The sequence below is a fragment of the Pseudoxanthobacter sp. M-2 genome, from assembly GCF_046156265.1.
Classification (GTDB): domain Bacteria; phylum Pseudomonadota; class Alphaproteobacteria; order Rhizobiales; family Segnochrobactraceae; genus CAMDHY01.
Window position 1 is genome coordinate 84,111 of sequence record NZ_JAWDIR010000044.1, and the last position, 16,461, is coordinate 100,571.

Below are 16,461 nucleotides of genomic sequence, written 5' to 3' on the forward strand. Positions count from 1 at the left end.
CCGCTCACGTCGCCGGCATGAAGTCGGGTCGGTTGAGATCGAAGTTCGACGAATAGAACGGGTCGGTCATCAACGTCACGCCCCAGGCGGCCCGCATGTAGGCGACCTCCATCTCGTAGCGGGTGCGCTTTTCCGGCGCCATGTCGAGGCCGCGTGAGGCCGATTCGTAGTGGATCAGCCGAGCGAAGGGGGTCCAGAGGATGCGGTAGCCCTTCTGGCGGATCTTCAGGCAGAGGTCGATGTCGTTGTAGGCGACCGTCAGGTTGGTCTCGTCGAGGCCGCCGGCCTCCTCGTAGACCGCCTTGCGCATCACCATCACCGCGCCGGTGACGGCGGAGAAGTCGTGCACGACCGACAGCCGTCCGAAGTAGCCGGTGGAATCGCGCGGGAACAGGTGATGGACGTGGCCGGCGACGCCGCTGATGCCGAGGCCGACGCCGGCGTGCTGGATGCGACCGTCGGGGTAGAAGAGCTTCGCACCGACGCAGCCGATGTCCGGCCGCAGGGCGTGGCTCACCATTTCCGTCAGCCAGTCGGCGTGGGTGATCTTGACGTCATTGTTGAGGAGCCCGATCAGCGGGCTCTCCGCCAGGGCGACGGCGCGGTTGTTGAGGCGCGAGTAGTTGAACGGCGATTCGTCGCGCACCACCGTGACGTTGTCGCGTTCCCCGGCCGCCGACAGCAGCCCCAGCGCCTCGGTGTCGACGGTGCCGTTGTCGATCAGCACCAGGCTGAAGTTGGGATAGTCGGTGAGCTCGAACAGTGAGGTCAGGAACGGCCGCAGCAGGTCGGGCCGGTCGCGCGTCGGCACGATCAGCGTCACGGCCGGGGCGGGGGCGGCAACCGCGCGCCGGACCCGGTAGGAGGGGAACTCCGGCACGGCGAGCACCGAGCCCTGGATACCCGCCCGCTGCAGGTGCTCCTCGAGGGCGACGCGGCCGGCGCCGAAGGCTTCGCTCGCCGTCGAGCCCGGGGTCTCCGGACGCTGGCCGGCGTAGCGGTGGCACAGCACTTTTGGCAGGTGGACGATCGAGGCCGGGTCGACGCGCTCGATGATGCGCAACAAGAGGTCGAACTCCTGCGCCGCTTCGACGGCACGGCGGAAGCCTCCCGCCGCCCGCACCGTCGCGATGTTGAGCAGGGTCGGGCGCCCGAGATAGTTCCAGGAGCGGAACAGGTCCTCGCTCCAGGCCGGCTTGAAGTGCGGGTCGCTGCGGCCGCCGTCCTCGTCGAGGGTGTCCTCGTCGGCGTAGATCACCTCGGCATCCGGCCGGGTATCGAGCGCCAGCGCGAGCTCGGCGAGCGCATGGGGCCGCAGTCGCTCCGTTTCGCCGATGACCGCCACATGCGTGCCGGTGGCGGCGGCGAGCGCCGCGTTCGCGGCTGCCGAGACGCCCGATCCGGCGGCGACGCGGCGAACCAGGATGCGGCGATCGCGGGCGCTCCAAGTGTCGCACAGCTCCGCCACGTCCGGGTCGATGTCGCGATCAAGCGCGATCGACAGCTCCCAGTCGGGCCAGATCTGCTCGGTGACCGTGGTGATCGCCGCCTCGACCAGCGGCAGGCGGCCCGTCGACAGCGGCATCAGCAGCGAGAACCGGGGCCGCGCCGTCAGCGCCGCGGCCCGCTCGGTGACGCCCGCGCGGTGGCGGTGCTCGTCATAGTCGAAGCTCGCCTGCCAGAGATTGTAGCGGATGTCGCGGTTGCTCGAGGCCCAGTAGAGGCTCGAGGCGCTGGAGAAGTTCTCCACCCGCTTCGGCTGCATGATCGACATCGCCGCGTCGCGCACGAAGCGACGGAACCGGACGGGGTCGGCGCGGAAGTGCTTGATGGCCGAGCCGAGCGCCCGCCGTGCCACCTTCCAGAACGGGATCTTGCGCACCGCGAAGGTGTCGACGACGAAGCCGGTCGGGTGATCGCACGGCTCGAAGCGCAGGGCCTGCAGCGGCTTCGGCACGCGACAGAAGGCCGAGAACATCGGCGGATGCTCGCGGGCGAGGCGGATGGGCAGTCCTTCCGGTCCGTCGCCGAAGTCGAAGCGGACGCGCGGGCGCACCATCGGGTCGGTCTGGATACGGGCCTCGACGCGATACCAGCCGGGCACGAGCGGGGCGTTGAACCGCAGCTGAAACCACGCGCGGTGCGACAGGGCCCGGAAGCCGGAGCCGACGGGTTCGATGTCGTGGCTCTCCTCCAGCGTCGCCTGCACGGCCCACGGGGGGCGTCGTGCCGCCTCCTGGGCCTTCTGATCGACGATGAGGATGCCGGACCGCGTCCGGCGGCGGTGCACCGCCCCCCAGGGCTTCCCGGCCGGCGTCGTCTCCAGCCGGTTGATGGTCATGCCGTCGGTCTCGCCGGTCGCCCAGATGCGCAGGCGCACGACGCGCGTCGGCAGGTAGACCCAGGTGGTGTGAAGGCCGTCGGGGCTGCGGTCGAGCTTCACCCGCGTCCAGTTGTAGACGCCACCGACGAAGCCGAACGACAGTGTCACCTCGGCGCCCGCGTCGTTCTCGGCGCGCAGCACGATGCCGTGCCAGCCCCGGCGCATCGACTGGGCGAGCCGGATCGTCACGGCCGGCGCAGCCCCGGTCATGCGCAGGACCGAGCCCTCCCACTCGCAGTCCTGGCTCGCGACGATCTCGCCGGGCACCGGTCGGATCGCGCGGGCGACCCGCGGTGAGATCGTCCGGGTCGTCACCGGCCGCGTCGGATCTGCGAGGATCTCCATGCCGGAATCGAGCCGCAGCCGCTGTCCGAGCGCGCTCGTCGCCTCGATCGCCTCGAAGCGGACGTCGGTGATGCGGAAGGTTACGGCCGCTTCGCAGGGATCGATGCGAATGCGGCGGAAGCGCTTGGGCGAGCGGAACACCGCCCGCCGGGTGCCGTCGCTACCTGTCCGCAGCACCGTCCCGCTGTGCTCGCCGAAGCCCTTGCCGAGATCGACGAAGACGCGCGAAAGCGAATCGACGTCGGTCTCCACATCGAGCTCGACGAGATACCAGCCGGGCGGCTGCGGCTGGGCGAGATCACAGATGATGCGGGGGTCGTGGCCTGTGGCCCGGAACCCGTCGACGGTCTGTTCGATCTCGCGCATCGTGACGAGGCGAGCCGAAATCGACCACTGCGGTGCACCGTCCATTTCGCCCCAAAAGACCCAGGTCACAAGGCGCCCGGCGGCTCCGCATCGGGCGAACGCCGTGGGCTCACCGACCGGACGCGGCCCACCGCTGCAGCGCCGGCGCGGATCGCGGTCACGCCGATCCCCGGCGGATAATTCAAACGCCGCCCCGGCGCAACTGCGCCGTCAGGACGCCGGGCGGTAGCGGAAGTGAACCGGCAGCGCGGCAAGCCGTGGATGATGCCGGTCCTTGTCGGAGACCGTGGCCTGTTCCGACGCTACGGGCCAGGGGATCGAGAGGTCCGGATCGTCGAAGGCGAGGCCCTTGTCGGCCGCGGCATCGTAGTAGCCGGTGACCTTGTAGATCACCTCGGTGTCCGGCTCCAGCGTGCAGAACCCGTGTGCGAAACCGACCGGCACCCACATCTGGCGGCCGTTCTCGGCGGACAGCTCCGCGCTGACGAAGCGGCCGAAGCTCGGCGAGCCGTGGCGAACGTCGACAGCGACGTCGAGGATGCTGCCGCGCACGACGCGCACGAGCTTGCCCTGCGGCGACGGGTCCGTCTGGAAGTGCAGGCCGCGGATCACGCCGGCGGTACGCGACAGGGAGTGATTGTCCTGGACGAAGTCGACGTCGATGCCCGCGTCGGCGTAGACGCGCCGGCTCCAGGTCTCGACGAAGAAACCGCGCGCATCGCCGAAGCGCTTCGGCGTCAGCACCATCACGTCGGGGATCGACAGCCGTTCGACCTGCATGATTCGACCTGCATGAGACGGGGGCGCAGCCGCGGACGGCCGCTTTGTCGATCAGCGGTCGGCCCGGGTCAACCCCGCTCGCTTGACGCCCCCGGGCCGATGCGCGACACGGGCGAGGCGCGACGCGGGCGGCCGATCCGCCGCTGCGGCCGGGCGGACAAGCGGGCGGACAGAAGCGTGGACAAGCCGACGGCCGCACCGCTGGTGCTTTTCGACATCTCGCGGCTCATCGCCCGCATCGCCCGCACGGCGCCGACCGGCATCGACCGCGTCGAACTCGCCTATGCGCGCTGGCTGATCGCCGAGGTGGGTATCGAACTCCGCTTCGTCGCCGTTGCCGGCGCCCGCGTGCGCCTCGTCCCCGACAGCCTCGGCAGGGCCCTCGTCGACTTGGTCGGGCGGCGGTGGGAAGGCCGGACCGATCGCAGCGAGACCGACGCCGGCCTCGCCCGGGTGGCGCGGTTCCTCGGGGTCGACGCACCGGCGGCGGGCGGGCGCGACCCGGCGGCCTCGGAGCCCGGTGCCTTTGACAGCGCCTCCGCGATCGTGCGCTTCGCCATCGACCCGTTCGGGCGGGTGCTGCAGAACCCCGTCCAGGTGTTCGCCCGCCAGGCGCTCGAGCCGCTGATCGCCGCGGCGGCTTCGGCGGGGCGCGACGTCGTCTACGTCCACGTCTCCCATCACAACCTGCACCGCCCCGAGCCGTTTCGGCGCCTGAAGGCGGCCGGGCCGGTGCGCGCCGTGGTGTTCGTCCACGACCTGATCCCGCTCGACTATCCCGAGTACGCGCGCCCCGGCGACGACGCCAAGCACGCCCGCCGTATCGCCACCGTCGCCGAGATCGCCGACGCCATCGTCGCCAACTCGCGGGACACCGCCGAGCGGCTGGCGCCGCATCTCGTTGCCGCCGGCCGCCGGCCCGCCGCCGGGGAGCCGCCGATCGTCGTCTCCCACCTCGGCATTCCCGACGCGCCGCCGCGTCCGCCCGCCCGTCTTGCGGCCGGGGTGCCGCCCTATTTCGCGGTGATCTCGACGATCGAGGCGCGCAAGAACCACCTCCTCCTGCTCAATCTCTGGCGCCGGCTGGCCGAGCGCCACGGCGCAGCGACGCCGAAGCTCGTCATCGTCGGCCGGCGCGGCTGGGAGATCGAGAGCGTCATCGACCTCCTGGAGCGGCTGCCGGCGGCGCGCGAGCACGTGCTGGAGGCGGGGTCGCTCTCCGACGAGGCGCTGGCGGTGGTGATGGCCGGCGCGCGGGCGGTGCTGATGCCCTCGCTGGTCGAGGGCTTCGGCATGCCGGTCGCGGAGGCGCTCGCCGTCGGCGTGCCGGTGATCGCCTCGCGCATCCCCGCCCACGAGGAGATCGCCGAGGGCTATGCCGACCTGCTCGATCCGCTCGACGGCCCGGCCTGGCTCGACGCCATCGAGGACTACGCGCAGGACGGCTCCGCGCGGCGCGCGGCGCAGTGCGCGCGCATCGCCGGCTACCGGGCACCGACGTGGGCGGCCCACTTCGCGGCGGTGCGGTCCACCGTGCTCGGCCCGCTCACGCCTCCGGCTCGATGAGCCGCGCCTCCTCGGCATCGTAACGCCACGGCGTCGGCGCCGTGATGTGGGTTCCGCCGAGCCAGCGGTCGATGCCGATCAGGGCGACGCGGTCGGAGCGGCCGGCCAGCACGTCGCGGCCGGCCTCGGTGAGGCTGACGCGGGCCGTCACGAAGGCCTTGCGGCGCGCGTCGTCGTCGATCACCGCCGCGCCGAACGGCTCGGGCAGGCCGACCAGCAGTGGCGGGCGGGCAAAGGCGAGCTCGGAGAGCTGGCGGAAGAACGACCAGTCGCCGAGGAAGGCGGCTTCCTCCATGGCGAGCACGCGGGCGAACAGCATGCCGACGCGGTCGACGCCACGGTTGATCGAATAGAGGATCTGCCGGTCGGTGCGCGACAGCCCGTCGCCCGGACGCGGCAGTTCCTCGAGGGCGCGGCGCAGGGCGTCGCCCATGAACGGCAGGCCATCGGCCTCCACCTCGGCATAGTCCGCGAGATCCACCGGCGTGGCCTCGCGGAAGGCCGCCCAGCGTCGCGCGGCGTCCTCCAGCGTCTCCTCGTCCACCGGCCGCAGCCGCGCCGCCAGCGCACCGAGGCGCTCCGCCGGCAGCGGACCGAGGTGGACGCGGGCCTGCAGCGACAGGATCGGCGGTCGTGACGGCAATTCCGACAACGCGTCCAGCACCTGCAGCAGCTGCAACTGGTCTGCGAGGTCGTGCTCGAACCAGAGCTCGATGCGCTCGAAGCGGGCGGCGCCGGCGACCGTCGCGTCCCGCTGCTCGAGGTCGGCGAGAACCTCGGCCTCGCTGCGCCGGAACGCGGCCGCCAGATGGGCGGCCCGCACGCGCCGCAGCTCGGCGGCGTCCTCGGTCTCGGGTACCGGCCCCTCGTGCAGAACGTCCCGCCAGGGCAGGACTTCGGCGTCAGGGCGAAGTGCGGCGAGGGTCGAGCCTGCGACGTCGCCGTTGGTCACGATGAGTACGGTCACGGCTCTTCGGTCGGTGCGGCGATCGTGCGCGTCGTGCGCAACGTCGCGAGGGGGTGGACACGATGGCAGTGCGTGCCGTCGCGGGCAAGGGGGCGGGCTGCGAGGGCGATTCGTGGCGAGGGTCGCGCGGCGTCACTGTCCGGTCGGCGGGGCAGTGGCGAGCCGGACCGCCGCCACCACGGCGTAGAGGGCGAGGATCGCGCCCATCACCACGGCGATCCCGTGCGGTCGCCAGACGTCCATCCCGACGCCCATCGCCGCCGGCCCGACGACCACCCCGCTCGCATACATCATCACGAAGGCGGCGTTCGCCGAGACGAGGTCGAGCCCTTTGTAGCGGCTGCCGAGATGGGTGAGGCCGACGGTGTAGAGGCCGGCGACGACGCCACCCCAGACGAACAGCACCGCCGCGAGCCACAGTGGGTTTGCCGAGGCGACCGGCACGAGGGCCGCACCGGCGACGCCGACGAGGGCACAGGCGAGCAGCAGCTTGCGGCGCTCGATGCGATCCGCCAGCCAGCCGATCGGGATCTGCGAGACGACGTTGCCGAGCGCGAGCGCCGACACCATCAGTGCCGCCGTCGCCTGGCCGAACCCCACGGCGATGCCGTAGATCGGCATCAGCGCCATCGCGCCGGACTCCACCGCGCCGAAGGTGAAGGACGCGAACATGGCGAGCGGCGCCACCGCCACGAAGGCTAGGATGCGGGTCCGCCCGTGCGTCGCCACGCGCGGCTGCCACCCGCGCGCCGCCAGGATCGGCAGCGCCGTCACCGCCAGCACCGCTGCCCCCAGTCCGAACGGCAGGAAGCCCTTGGTGCCGATGACGCCGAGCATCGTCGGCCCGACGGCGAAGCCCACCGACAGCGCGGTGCCGTAGAGCCCCATCGCCAGGCCGCGGCGGCGCTCGGGCGCGGCGCTGCTGATCCAGTATTCCGACAGCACGAAGATGATGGTGAGCGCCCCGTGGAAGGCGATACGGATGAGGAACCACGCCCACAGGGCTTCGACGAGATAGAAGCCGATCAGGGCGATGGCGGCGACCGCGATGGCCGCCGCGATGCCGGCCGCGGTGCCCAACCGTCGTGCCAGCGGGACCGAGATCGGCGTCGCGGCGATCGAGGCGATGCCGGCCGTGGCCGAGTTGAGACCGATCAGGTAGGAGGGAACCCCGCGCGCCTCGAGGATCAGCGACAGCAGCGGCAGCGACAGGCTGAGCCCGACCCCGAAGGTGAAGGTGGCGACGATCGGCGCCATCAACCCGATCGACCACAGCGTGTCGGCCTCGGGAGTGCCGGGGGATCGGACGGCGGGCATGGCGGAAGGGGCTCCACGGCGGGAGCGGGAGCCTATCCGAGGGAGCAGTCGGTGTCAGCTTGGGCGGTTCGTGTGTCCGTTCGGCAAAACCGGCCACTCAGGGCCGTATTGGCCCACAGATGGCACTATCCCTCCGAAAGCCGCCAGCGGGCGCACAGGATGCCTGTCTTGTGCACACTCCTGCGCTATTTCGCGCCAAAACCCGGCCGATTGCCCGCTCGATGTGAATCCAGTACACGGAATTGCAAGCAAGACCCGCCATTCGCGCTGAAACAGCGTGGCTGGCCACCCCTCGATGTGCTGAAGCGAGCCCCCATGCCCACCATCGCCGCCCAGATCTTCCAGACCCTGGCCGATCGCATCGCCCAGGGCGACGTGGCGCCCGGTCAGAAGCTCGAGGAGAAGGCGCTGGCCGATGAATTCGGCGTGTCGCGCACGCCGGTGCGCGAGGCACTGCGGGAACTCGGCGCGCGCGGCCTCATCGAGATCAACCCGCGGCGCGGCGGTGTCGTCGCGCGCATCAGCGTGCCGCAACTCGCCGACATGCTGGAGGCTGAGTGCGAGCTGGAGGCGACCTGTGCCCGTCTCGCCGCCCAGCGCCTGACGGCGGTCGAGCGCGAGCAGCTCTACGACCTGCACCGCCGGTGCGCCGAAGCGGTGAAGGCGAAGGACCTCGAGGGCTATCTCGCCGCCAACCGCGACTTCCACGACCACATCTGCCGCGGCGCCCACAACACGACGATCGCCGCCATGGCGGTCGACCTCCGGGCCAGGCTCGCGCCGTTCCGCCAGCGTCAGGCCGGCACCATCGAGGCGCGAATGCAGCAGTCGCTCGACGAGCACCAGGGCATCGTCGACGCCATCCGCGCGAACGACGCCCGCACCGCCTTCGATGCCATGTGCGCCCACAACGCCCGCCTCAGCGCCGGCGTCATGCGGCTGTTCTCCGAGAGCATGCTGGCGAGCTGACACCCGTCTCGGCGCGAAGCGGGCCGGTCGGCCCACTCCCCTTGCACTTGACCGCGGAGCGGGCCAGTCGGCCGCTCCGGTGTCACTCGCCCGGGCTGCCTACTTGCGCAGGATCCCGAAATCCCACGACGGGTTGCGGCCGATCTGCAGCCGCACTGCCGCCCCGGACTCCACCGCCGCATAGTCGGACGCGGGGATGGTGAAGGTGACGGCGAGCCGATCCGCCTCGATCGCCGACACCGTGAACGGCCTGTCGCCGATCCACAGCACCGGCAGCACGTTGGTGATCGGGAACGGCCGCTGGCTCGTCAGCCGGAGCGTGACGCCGCCATCGGCCGTCGGGCTCGTGGCCGCAGTGCCCGCTGCGGGACGCTCGACGCTGAGGCCGTTGTTCTCGCCCGCGGGAGCGGGAAGGATCGGCAGCCGCACCTCTGCCGGTGCCGCCGTGTCCGTCCCGGCGCTCGCTACAGTGGTCGCCATGTCGCGGCTGCGCTTCGTCTTCTTGCCCCCGTCCACGGTGATGTCCGAGATCGCCACGCGGCCGCTCTCCTGGCCGGAGAAGACGAAGCGGATGGCGCGCACGTCCTTCGTCGCCGACGTCTTGAACTTCGACACCGGCACCCGGATGGTCGACAGCATTTCGTGGGCGCTGACGGCCTCCGAAGCGCTCTTGTCGATCGTCGGCCAGTCGAGCCAGCGCGCGGCCTCGACGTCGACGGCCGGCGAGACCTTGCCGTCGGAGCTGACGAGCGCCACGGCGATCTGCGGCTTGTCGTTATCTCGGAGACCCGGGCACCAGACGTCGGCCGCACAGCGCAGGGCCGCCCGGAAGTTCAACGTCTTGAAGTCCGCGAGACGCAGCGGACGACGGTCGGCGACCACCACCTCGTAGAAGTGCTTCCCGCCGCCGTCCCATTCGAGCGTCGCCCAGCGCACGCTCTCGTCGTGCGGGACCGCCCACCCGAAGTCCGGAAAGCTAGCGAGCACCGTGGAGTGTTCGACGTCGAGGCCGACGGCGCGATTGCGCGCGCCTGAATCGCTGATGCCGGATGCCTTCGTGAAGCGCTGCAGCACCTGCACCCCGTCACCGATCGGGCCCGGCAGGAAATTGCGTAGCACCGTCGCGAGCCGCCGCAGGTCCTTCGGAGGAGCCTTGCCGGCATCGAAGACGGCGTTGAGGTCCGGCTTGCGATCCGCGCCGACATTCGCCTGGAAGAACGGCACCAGCGTCTCGATCCCGGTCTTGCGCTGCTCTTCGGAGCCGAGCAGCGGCCCGAACATCGCCGGATAGCCGGCGCAGCCCGCGGCATCGCTCTGCTGCCATTCCGTGTTGTAGAAGTTGTGGTTGGCGCCGTAGACGCCGACGGTCGCCTTGATCGCGTCAACACGGTCGTTTTCGATCAGGAAGGTGCGGTCGAACACCCGCATGCCGCCGAGGTCGATGACGTCACCGTCGCAGACCGGCAGCAGGATGGCACTCGCCACGCCGTCGGCGTTGAGGACGCGGCTCGTCTGGCCATCGACCGGGCCGATCTCGAAGATCGCCCGGATGCGCACGTCGCTCACCTTGCGGGCGAGCCGGCTGTCTTCGCGCATCTGCTGCAGGGCGGCGCGAACGCCCTCGCCACCACGGCTGTGGCCCATCAGCCCGACCTGCTGGAGATCGAGATGCCCCTTCGGATCGAAGCCGAGCGACTTCGGCACGTCTCCCTTGCCCCTGTTCCAGTCGGCGAGGAGTGCGAGATGGCGCATCACCAGCCGGCCCCGCATCAGGTTGAGGCCGCCGTCACCGTCGATGCCGGCGCCGGCGGTGATGCCGCGGTTGGCGTTGATCGAAACGACGATGTAGCCGCGTTGCGCGAGCCGCCGCGCCAGATAGTCATAACCCAGGTGGTTCGGCGTCACGACGTAGCCGTCGGGGCAGGTCCCGTTGCGGGTGTAGTCGGTGCGGTCATCCACGCGGACACCGAGCTCCGGGTCGAAGCGGCCGCAGGTCCCGTGGTTTCCGTGCAGGAAGACGAGCACTGGGAACGTCTCGCGGCCCAGCTTCGCCGGTCGCCAGACGTGCGCCCAGATCTCCGTTTCGCGGTCGGTCGCCACTAGCGGATCGACGCGGGCGGGGAACTTGTAGTGACCGGTGGCGACGCCATCGGCTGCGGCAGATGCCGACGGCGCCCCGCCCGCCATGGCGAGGAGGGTGCCGAGCACCAGCGCGGCGACGACGGCGGACAGACGGCGCGCCAGAGAAACTTCGATCATGACGTTGAACCCGGAAGCATCCCCCGCACCGCCCTAGCACGAGTTTGGTGTCGGCAAAATGCCAACCGCGGCAGCGAACTGCGGGGCCGGTCGTCGCACACGCCGTCGTCGTGATGCAGACGGGTGGGAACCGCGGCCGTGATCGACTAAGCACGCGGGATCGGCGCGCCCTCCCGGCGCCCTTCGAGGCACGGCGGATGATGGGCGGTTTGCCTGAACTCGTGGATACGATGACGGGCTGCCTGCTCGGCGGGCCCATGATCGGCCAGCTGCTGGCGCTCGGCGTTCTCGCCGTGATCGTGCTGGTGGCCCTGTTCGTCGCTTCCCGTCTGCTTCGAAGCCGCCTGACGGCGCCGACGTTGCTCGTGGGCCTGGTCCTCGGAACTGGCTTCGCCGTCTATGGCATCGGCTCGATCTTCGCCGTGTTCGAGAAGGACGAGGGCGTTCTGCACCCGGGCGAATCGCACCGGTCGCGCTGCGAGCCCGCCCCGGAGGGCACGGAGGCCTCTCGAACGGGCGGGCAGCTGTTCGCCTGGACGTTGCCGGCGGGGGCAAAGGGCAGCGGTCTGTGAGGCAGACCGCAAACGCCGTGAGCAGGGTGCGCGTCGAGCGGCCTCAGGGCGTGAAGTAGGCCGGCTTCTGCGTCGCGATCTTCGGCAGCGAGGTCAGGATCTCCGACAGGTGGCGCCGCATCGCCGTCTCGGCGGCGTCCGCCGAACCCTGGCGAATGGCGTCGACGATGGCCGTGTGCTGCTCCAGGATGACGTCCAGCGGCGTCGCCTGCGGCAGCGACAGGTAGCGGACGCGGTCCATCTGCGCCTTCAGCCCCTCGAGCACCCGCCACGCGTCGTCGCAGCCCGCGCTGCGGGCGATCTGCTGGTGGAACTGCTCGTCGAGATGCAGAAAGCCTGCGTTGTCTGACGTCGCGGCCGCAGCGCGCTGCTGCTCGACCAGGGCATCAAGGGCCTGAAGGTCGGCGCCGACTGCTTCCGCGGCCGCCTTGCGGGCGATCGCCACTTCGATCGCCTCGCGGATGAAGCGCGCATTCTCCACCTCGCGCAGCGAGATCAGCCGCACGAAGGTGCCGCGCTGCGGGCGGATCTCCACGAGCCCCGCCTCCGACAGCTTGATGAACGCCTCGCGCACAGGCTGGCGGGAGACGCCGAGCTGGCGGGCGATGTCGGCCTCCGACAGCGGGTTACCCGGCTCGAGCTGCAACTGCACGATCGCCCGCCGCACCGTGTCGTAGACGCGGCCGGCGATGCTGGACTGGCGCTGCCGAAGACTCGCGTCAGGCAACACGGGGAGGGCGGTCACTTCGCTCATGTTGACGATCATATACTACCATACTAGTCTGCGGAAGCAGGTCGGAAACAAGCGGCCGCTCTCTGGGAGGAGACGATGACGATCACCCGTTTCGCACCGCTGCTTTTCGCCGGCCTGTTCGCCGTCGTCGCCGGGCCGACCCTCGCCGCCGATCAGACGCTCAGCATCAACACGGCGCTGACCACCTCCGACCCACTCTACAAGGGCCTCGAGAGCTTCCGCGACGCGGTCGCGCAGCGCTCGAACGGCACCATCGAGGTGAAGCTCTTCCCGAACTCGCAGCTCGGTCCCGACGAGGACGTGCTGGAGCAGGCCCGGGCCGGCGCGCCGGTCGCGGTCGTCGTCGACGGTGGGCGCCTCGCCGTCTTCCAGAAGGAGTTCGGCGTCCTCGGCGCGCCCTACCTCGCCTCCGGCTATGACGGCATCCGCAAGGTCGTCACCTCGCCGCTGTTCGAGGAGTGGGTCGGCAAGCTGCGCGACGCCTCCGGCCACCAGGTACTGTCGTTCAACTGGTGGCAGGGCGAGCGCGAGCTCTGGACGAACAAGCCGGTCGCCACCCCGGCCGATCTCGCCGGCGTGCGCATGCGCACCCCCGGCGCGCCGGTGTGGATGGAGACGATCAAGGCGATGGGCGCCACGCCGACGCCGATGCCGTTCGCCGAGGTCTACTCGGCGCTGCAGCAGAACGTCATCGACGCGGTCGAGGCGCAGCTTCCCGCCGGCCAGGGCGCCAAGCTGCCCGAGGTGACGAAGAACCTGACGAAGACCGGCCACATCAACCTCATCACCGGCCTCGTCACCAGCGCCGCCTGGTTCGACAGCCTCACCCCCGAGCAGCAGACGATCCTGCGCGAGGAGGCGCTGAAGGCCGGCGACGTCGCCTCCTACGGCACGCGCGACTCGCTCGCCGCCATCGAGGCCGACCTGAAGGCCCAGGGCATGACGGTGGCGGAGATCGACGTCACGCCGTTCAGGGAAGCGACCGCCGGCGTCTACGACACCCTCGGCTACGGTGACCTGCGCGACCAGCTGCAGGCGATCGCCGCCGGCCAGTAGGCCCGACCCTCGCGTCCCCCCTTGCGGTCCGGCACGCGCCGGGCCGCCCCGCCGCCCGAACCGAGGAAAACGCCCATGACCCGGCGCCTCGCGCAGCTCGAGCTCGCCATCGGGGCGGCCCTGCTCGCCATCATCGTCGCTTTGGTGTTCTCGGCGGCGATCATGCGCTTCTTCGGCACGCCGCTGATCTGGTCTGTCGACCTCGCGCAGCTCCTGTTCATCTGGCTGTGCTTCCTCGGCGCCACCAAGGCGATGCGCGAGAAGGCGCACATCGGCATCGACCTCGTCGTCCGCCTGCTCGGCCACCGCACGCGGCTTGCGGTCGAGATCGTCGTGACGGCGATCGTGCTGGTCTTCCTCGGGCTGCTCGCGGTGGAGGGATACAAGCTGACGATGCTCAACCGGCAGCGGCTGTTCGGCGACAGCGGCCTCTCCTACGCCTTCGTCACCTCGGCTGTGCCGATCGGCAGCCTCATGCTCGCCGGGGCACTCGTCTTCAATCTCGTCGGCGCCTGGCGCCGGCGCCGCGACGGCCACACGCTCGTCTATTCGCGCTCCGATCCGCTCGCCCCCGCGGAAACGGAGCTCTGAGATGGCGCTGATCGCCGTCGTCTTCTTCGCTCTGATGTTCATCGGCGCACCCGTCGCCTTCGCCATCGGCATCTCCGGCTTCGTCTTCTTCATGACGGACACGACGATGCCGATGTCGATCGCGGTGCAGAAGATCGCGACGATGAGCCAGAGCTTCCCGCTGCTCGCCGTGCCGTTCTTCGTCCTCGCCGGCCACCTGATGAACGAGAGCGGCATCACCGACCGGCTGTTCCGCTTCTCCCACGTCGCTGTCGGCTGGATGGCCGGCGGGCTCGCCCAGGTGGCGATCGTGCTGTCGACGGTGATGGGCGGCGTCTCCGGCTCGGCCGTCGCCGACGCCGCGATGGAAGCACGCATCCTCGGCCCGACGATGATCGCCAAGGGCTACGGCAAGGGCTTTTCGGCCGCCGCCATCGCCGTCGGCTCGCTGATCACCGCGACGATCCCGCCCTCGATCGGGCTCATCCTCTACGGCTATGTCGGCAACGTCTCGATCGGGCGGCTGTTCGTCGCCGGCATCATCCCGGGCCTTCTGATGATGGTGGCGCTGATGGCGACCACCTACGTCATCGCCCGCCGCCGCGGCTACGTCGTCACGGACGCCGAGCGACCCACCTGGCGGGCGCTCGCCGCCGCCACCTGGGGCGCGAAATGGGCGCTGCTGTTCCCGGTCGCCCTCGTGCTGACGATCCGGGGCGGCGTCTTCACGCCCTCGGAAGTGGGGGCATTCGCGGTCGTCTATGCGCTCGCCGTCGGCGTCCTCGCCCACCGGGAGCTCACCTTCGAGAAGACGCTGCGGGCGTTCGGCCACGCCATCTCCGACATCGGCCTGATCATGATCATCATCCTGATGTCGGGCATGGTCGGCTTCGCGATCATCTACCTGCAAGTGCCGCAGGGCATCTCGACGTGGATGCTCGACGGCCTGCAGGATCCGCGGCTGATCGTGATGGTCGTGCTCCTGTTCCTGCTCGTCGCCGGTTGCTTCATCGAGAGCACGGTGCTGGTGCTGCTGCTGACGCCGATCTTCGTGCCGATCGTGACGCAGGTCGGGATCGACCCCGTGCACTTCGGCATCCTGATGATGTCGATCGTCACCCTCGGCGGCATGACCCCGCCGGTGGGGGTGGCGATGTTCGCGGTGTGCTCGCTGATGAATGTGCGCGTGGAGGAGTACACCCTCGAGGCGCTGCCCTTCCTGGCGACGATCATTGCGTTGATCGTCGCGCTGCTGTTCCTTCCCGGCCTCGTGCTGTGGCTGCCGAACCTTGCCTTCGGGTGAGGCGGCGGCGCCCCGCCTTTTTCAATTTCGGAGCTCTCGATGAGACACGTCTGGCGCTGGTTCGGCCCGGTCGACAAGGTGACGATCGCCGATGCCCGGCAGGCGGGCGCGCAGGGCATCGTCACCGCGCTCCACCACGTGCCGAACGGTGTCGTCTGGACGCCGGAGGAAATTGCCAAGCGCCAGCGCGAGGTCGCGACCCTGCCGGACGGCGGGCCGAGCGGCCTCGCCTGGGAGGTGGTGGAGAGCCTGCCGGTCTCCGAGGCCATCAAGACGCAGACCGGCGCCTTCCGCGATCACTTCGCCGCCTACCGCACCTCGCTCGAGCACCTCGCGAGCGCCGGCATCGAGGTCGTCTGCTACAACTTCATGCCCGTGCTCGACTGGACGCGCACGGACCTCGCCTGGCGGGTGGCGCACGGCGGCACGACGATGCGCTTCGATCTCGTCGCCTTCGCCGCCTTCGACATCCACATCCTGCAGCGGCGCGGCGCGGCGGAGACCTTCGACACCGCCCTCGTCGACGCGGCAGCCGAGCGGTTCGCCGCCATGACGGAAGCCGAGCGCGACACGCTCGCCCGCAGCGTCAGCGCCGGCCTGCCGGGCGCGGAGGAACACTGGTCGCTCGACGGCCTGCGGGCGCAACTCGCCCACTATGCCGGCGTCGATGCCGGCCGGCTGCGGCAGAACCTCATCGATTTCCTCTCCGAGGTGGTGCCGACCGCCGAGCGCCTCGGTATCCGGCTCTGCTGCCACCCGGACGACCCGCCGTTCCCGCTGCTCGGCCTGCCGCGCGTGATGTCGACGGAGGCGGACTACGTCACCGTGCTCGCCGCCGTCGACGGCCCCGCGAACGGCGTGACGCTGTGCACGGGCTCGCTCGGCGCCCGCCCCGACGTCGACCTGGCGGGCATGATCGAGCGTCTCGGTGACCGCATCCATTTCCTGCACCTGCGCAACGTCACGCGCGAGACCCCCGGCACTCCGTGTTCCTTCCATGAGGCCGAGCACCTCGACGGCGATACCGACATGGTGGCGGTGATCGCCGCCGTGGTGCGAGAGGAGGCGCGGCGCAAGGCGGAGGGCAGGGGGGACGCGCAGATCCCGATGCGGCCCGACCACGGCCAGGACATCCTCGACGACCTCGCGCGGGGTGCGCAGCCGGGCTATCCGGCGATCGGCCGCCTGAAGGGGCTCGCCGAACTGCGCGGCGTCGAGCGCGCGCTTCGCCCCGTCGCGCGCTGACGGCTGAGG

Annotated in this window: 13 protein-coding genes; 7 read left to right on the forward strand and 6 right to left on the reverse strand. The window is 70.5% G+C overall.

All coding sequences use genetic code 11. From position 1 onward, the window contains the following. Positions 1-4: 4 nt before the first annotated feature. Together RUR49_RS20185 and rfbC are read right to left on the reverse strand one after the other, a co-directional pair. Positions 5-3,163, reverse strand: coding sequence for a glycosyltransferase family 2 protein (locus RUR49_RS20185; protein WP_409148230.1), 3,159 nt, complete (start codon positions 3,161-3,163; stop codon positions 5-7). A gap of 141 nt (positions 3,164-3,304) precedes the next feature. Next, positions 3,305-3,874, reverse strand: a complete 570-nt coding sequence (gene rfbC, locus RUR49_RS20190) for a dTDP-4-dehydrorhamnose 3,5-epimerase (protein WP_409148231.1) — start codon at positions 3,872-3,874, stop codon at positions 3,305-3,307. Between the two features lie 177 nt (positions 3,875-4,051). Here rfbC and RUR49_RS20195 point away from each other — a divergent pair, with 177 nt between their 5' ends. Beyond that, entirely contained in the window at positions 4,052-5,440 is a 1,389-nt protein-coding gene (locus tag RUR49_RS20195; protein WP_409148232.1) for a glycosyltransferase family 4 protein, read from the forward strand. Here the strand turns inward: RUR49_RS20195 and RUR49_RS20200 are convergent. Next, the gene (locus RUR49_RS20200; RefSeq protein ID WP_409148233.1) at positions 5,421-6,407 is read right to left on the reverse strand and encodes a DUF1835 domain-containing protein; all 987 of its coding nucleotides are present in this window, start codon (positions 6,405-6,407) and stop codon (positions 5,421-5,423) included. The two genes, RUR49_RS20195 and RUR49_RS20200, sit on opposite strands and share 20 nt — an antisense overlap. A gap of 132 nt (positions 6,408-6,539) precedes the next feature. Further along, the gene (locus tag RUR49_RS20205) at positions 6,540-7,724 is read right to left on the reverse strand and encodes an MFS transporter (protein ID WP_409148234.1); all 1,185 of its coding nucleotides are present in this window, start codon (positions 7,722-7,724) and stop codon (positions 6,540-6,542) included. A gap of 315 nt (positions 7,725-8,039) precedes the next feature. Here RUR49_RS20205 and RUR49_RS20210 point away from each other — a divergent pair, with 315 nt between their 5' ends. Then, a complete protein-coding gene (locus RUR49_RS20210; RefSeq protein WP_409148235.1) occupies positions 8,040-8,693 on the forward strand; it encodes a GntR family transcriptional regulator in 654 nt (217 codons plus the stop codon). Between the two features lie 99 nt (positions 8,694-8,792). Here RUR49_RS20210 and RUR49_RS20215 read toward each other — a convergent pair whose 3' ends face one another. After that, the gene (locus tag RUR49_RS20215; RefSeq protein WP_409148236.1) at positions 8,793-10,952 is read right to left on the reverse strand and encodes a hypothetical protein; all 2,160 of its coding nucleotides are present in this window, start codon (positions 10,950-10,952) and stop codon (positions 8,793-8,795) included. A gap of 197 nt (positions 10,953-11,149) precedes the next feature. Between RUR49_RS20215 and RUR49_RS20220 the strand changes: the two genes are divergently transcribed. After that, on the forward strand, positions 11,150-11,524 hold the full coding sequence (locus RUR49_RS20220) for a hypothetical protein (protein ID WP_409148237.1): 375 nt from the start codon (positions 11,150-11,152) through the stop codon (positions 11,522-11,524). Between the two features lie 43 nt (positions 11,525-11,567). Here the strand turns inward: RUR49_RS20220 and RUR49_RS20225 are convergent, their stop codons facing one another. Further along, positions 11,568-12,278, reverse strand: a complete 711-nt coding sequence (locus RUR49_RS20225; RefSeq protein WP_409148238.1) for a GntR family transcriptional regulator — start codon at positions 12,276-12,278, stop codon at positions 11,568-11,570. A 75-nt stretch (positions 12,279-12,353) separates the two neighbouring features. Here RUR49_RS20225 and RUR49_RS20230 point away from each other — a divergent pair, with 75 nt between their 5' ends. The 4 genes from RUR49_RS20230 to uxuA all read left to right on the forward strand — a co-directional run bounded on the left by RUR49_RS20230 (position 12,354) and on the right by uxuA (position 16,452). Further along, positions 12,354-13,334, forward strand: a complete 981-nt coding sequence (locus RUR49_RS20230; RefSeq protein ID WP_409148239.1) for a C4-dicarboxylate TRAP transporter substrate-binding protein — start codon at positions 12,354-12,356, stop codon at positions 13,332-13,334. Positions 13,335-13,409: 75 nt separating this feature from the next. Next, complete coding sequence (locus RUR49_RS20235) at positions 13,410-13,925, forward strand: TRAP transporter small permease (protein WP_409148240.1); 516 nt, start codon at positions 13,410-13,412, stop codon at positions 13,923-13,925. 1 nt (position 13,926) lies between these two features. After that, on the forward strand, positions 13,927-15,207 hold the full coding sequence (locus tag RUR49_RS20240) for a TRAP transporter large permease (protein ID WP_409148241.1): 1,281 nt from the start codon (positions 13,927-13,929) through the stop codon (positions 15,205-15,207). Between the two features lie 39 nt (positions 15,208-15,246). Then, positions 15,247-16,452, forward strand: a complete 1,206-nt coding sequence (gene uxuA, locus RUR49_RS20245; RefSeq protein ID WP_409148242.1) for a mannonate dehydratase — start codon at positions 15,247-15,249, stop codon at positions 16,450-16,452. The last annotated feature ends 9 nt before the right edge of the window (positions 16,453-16,461 follow it).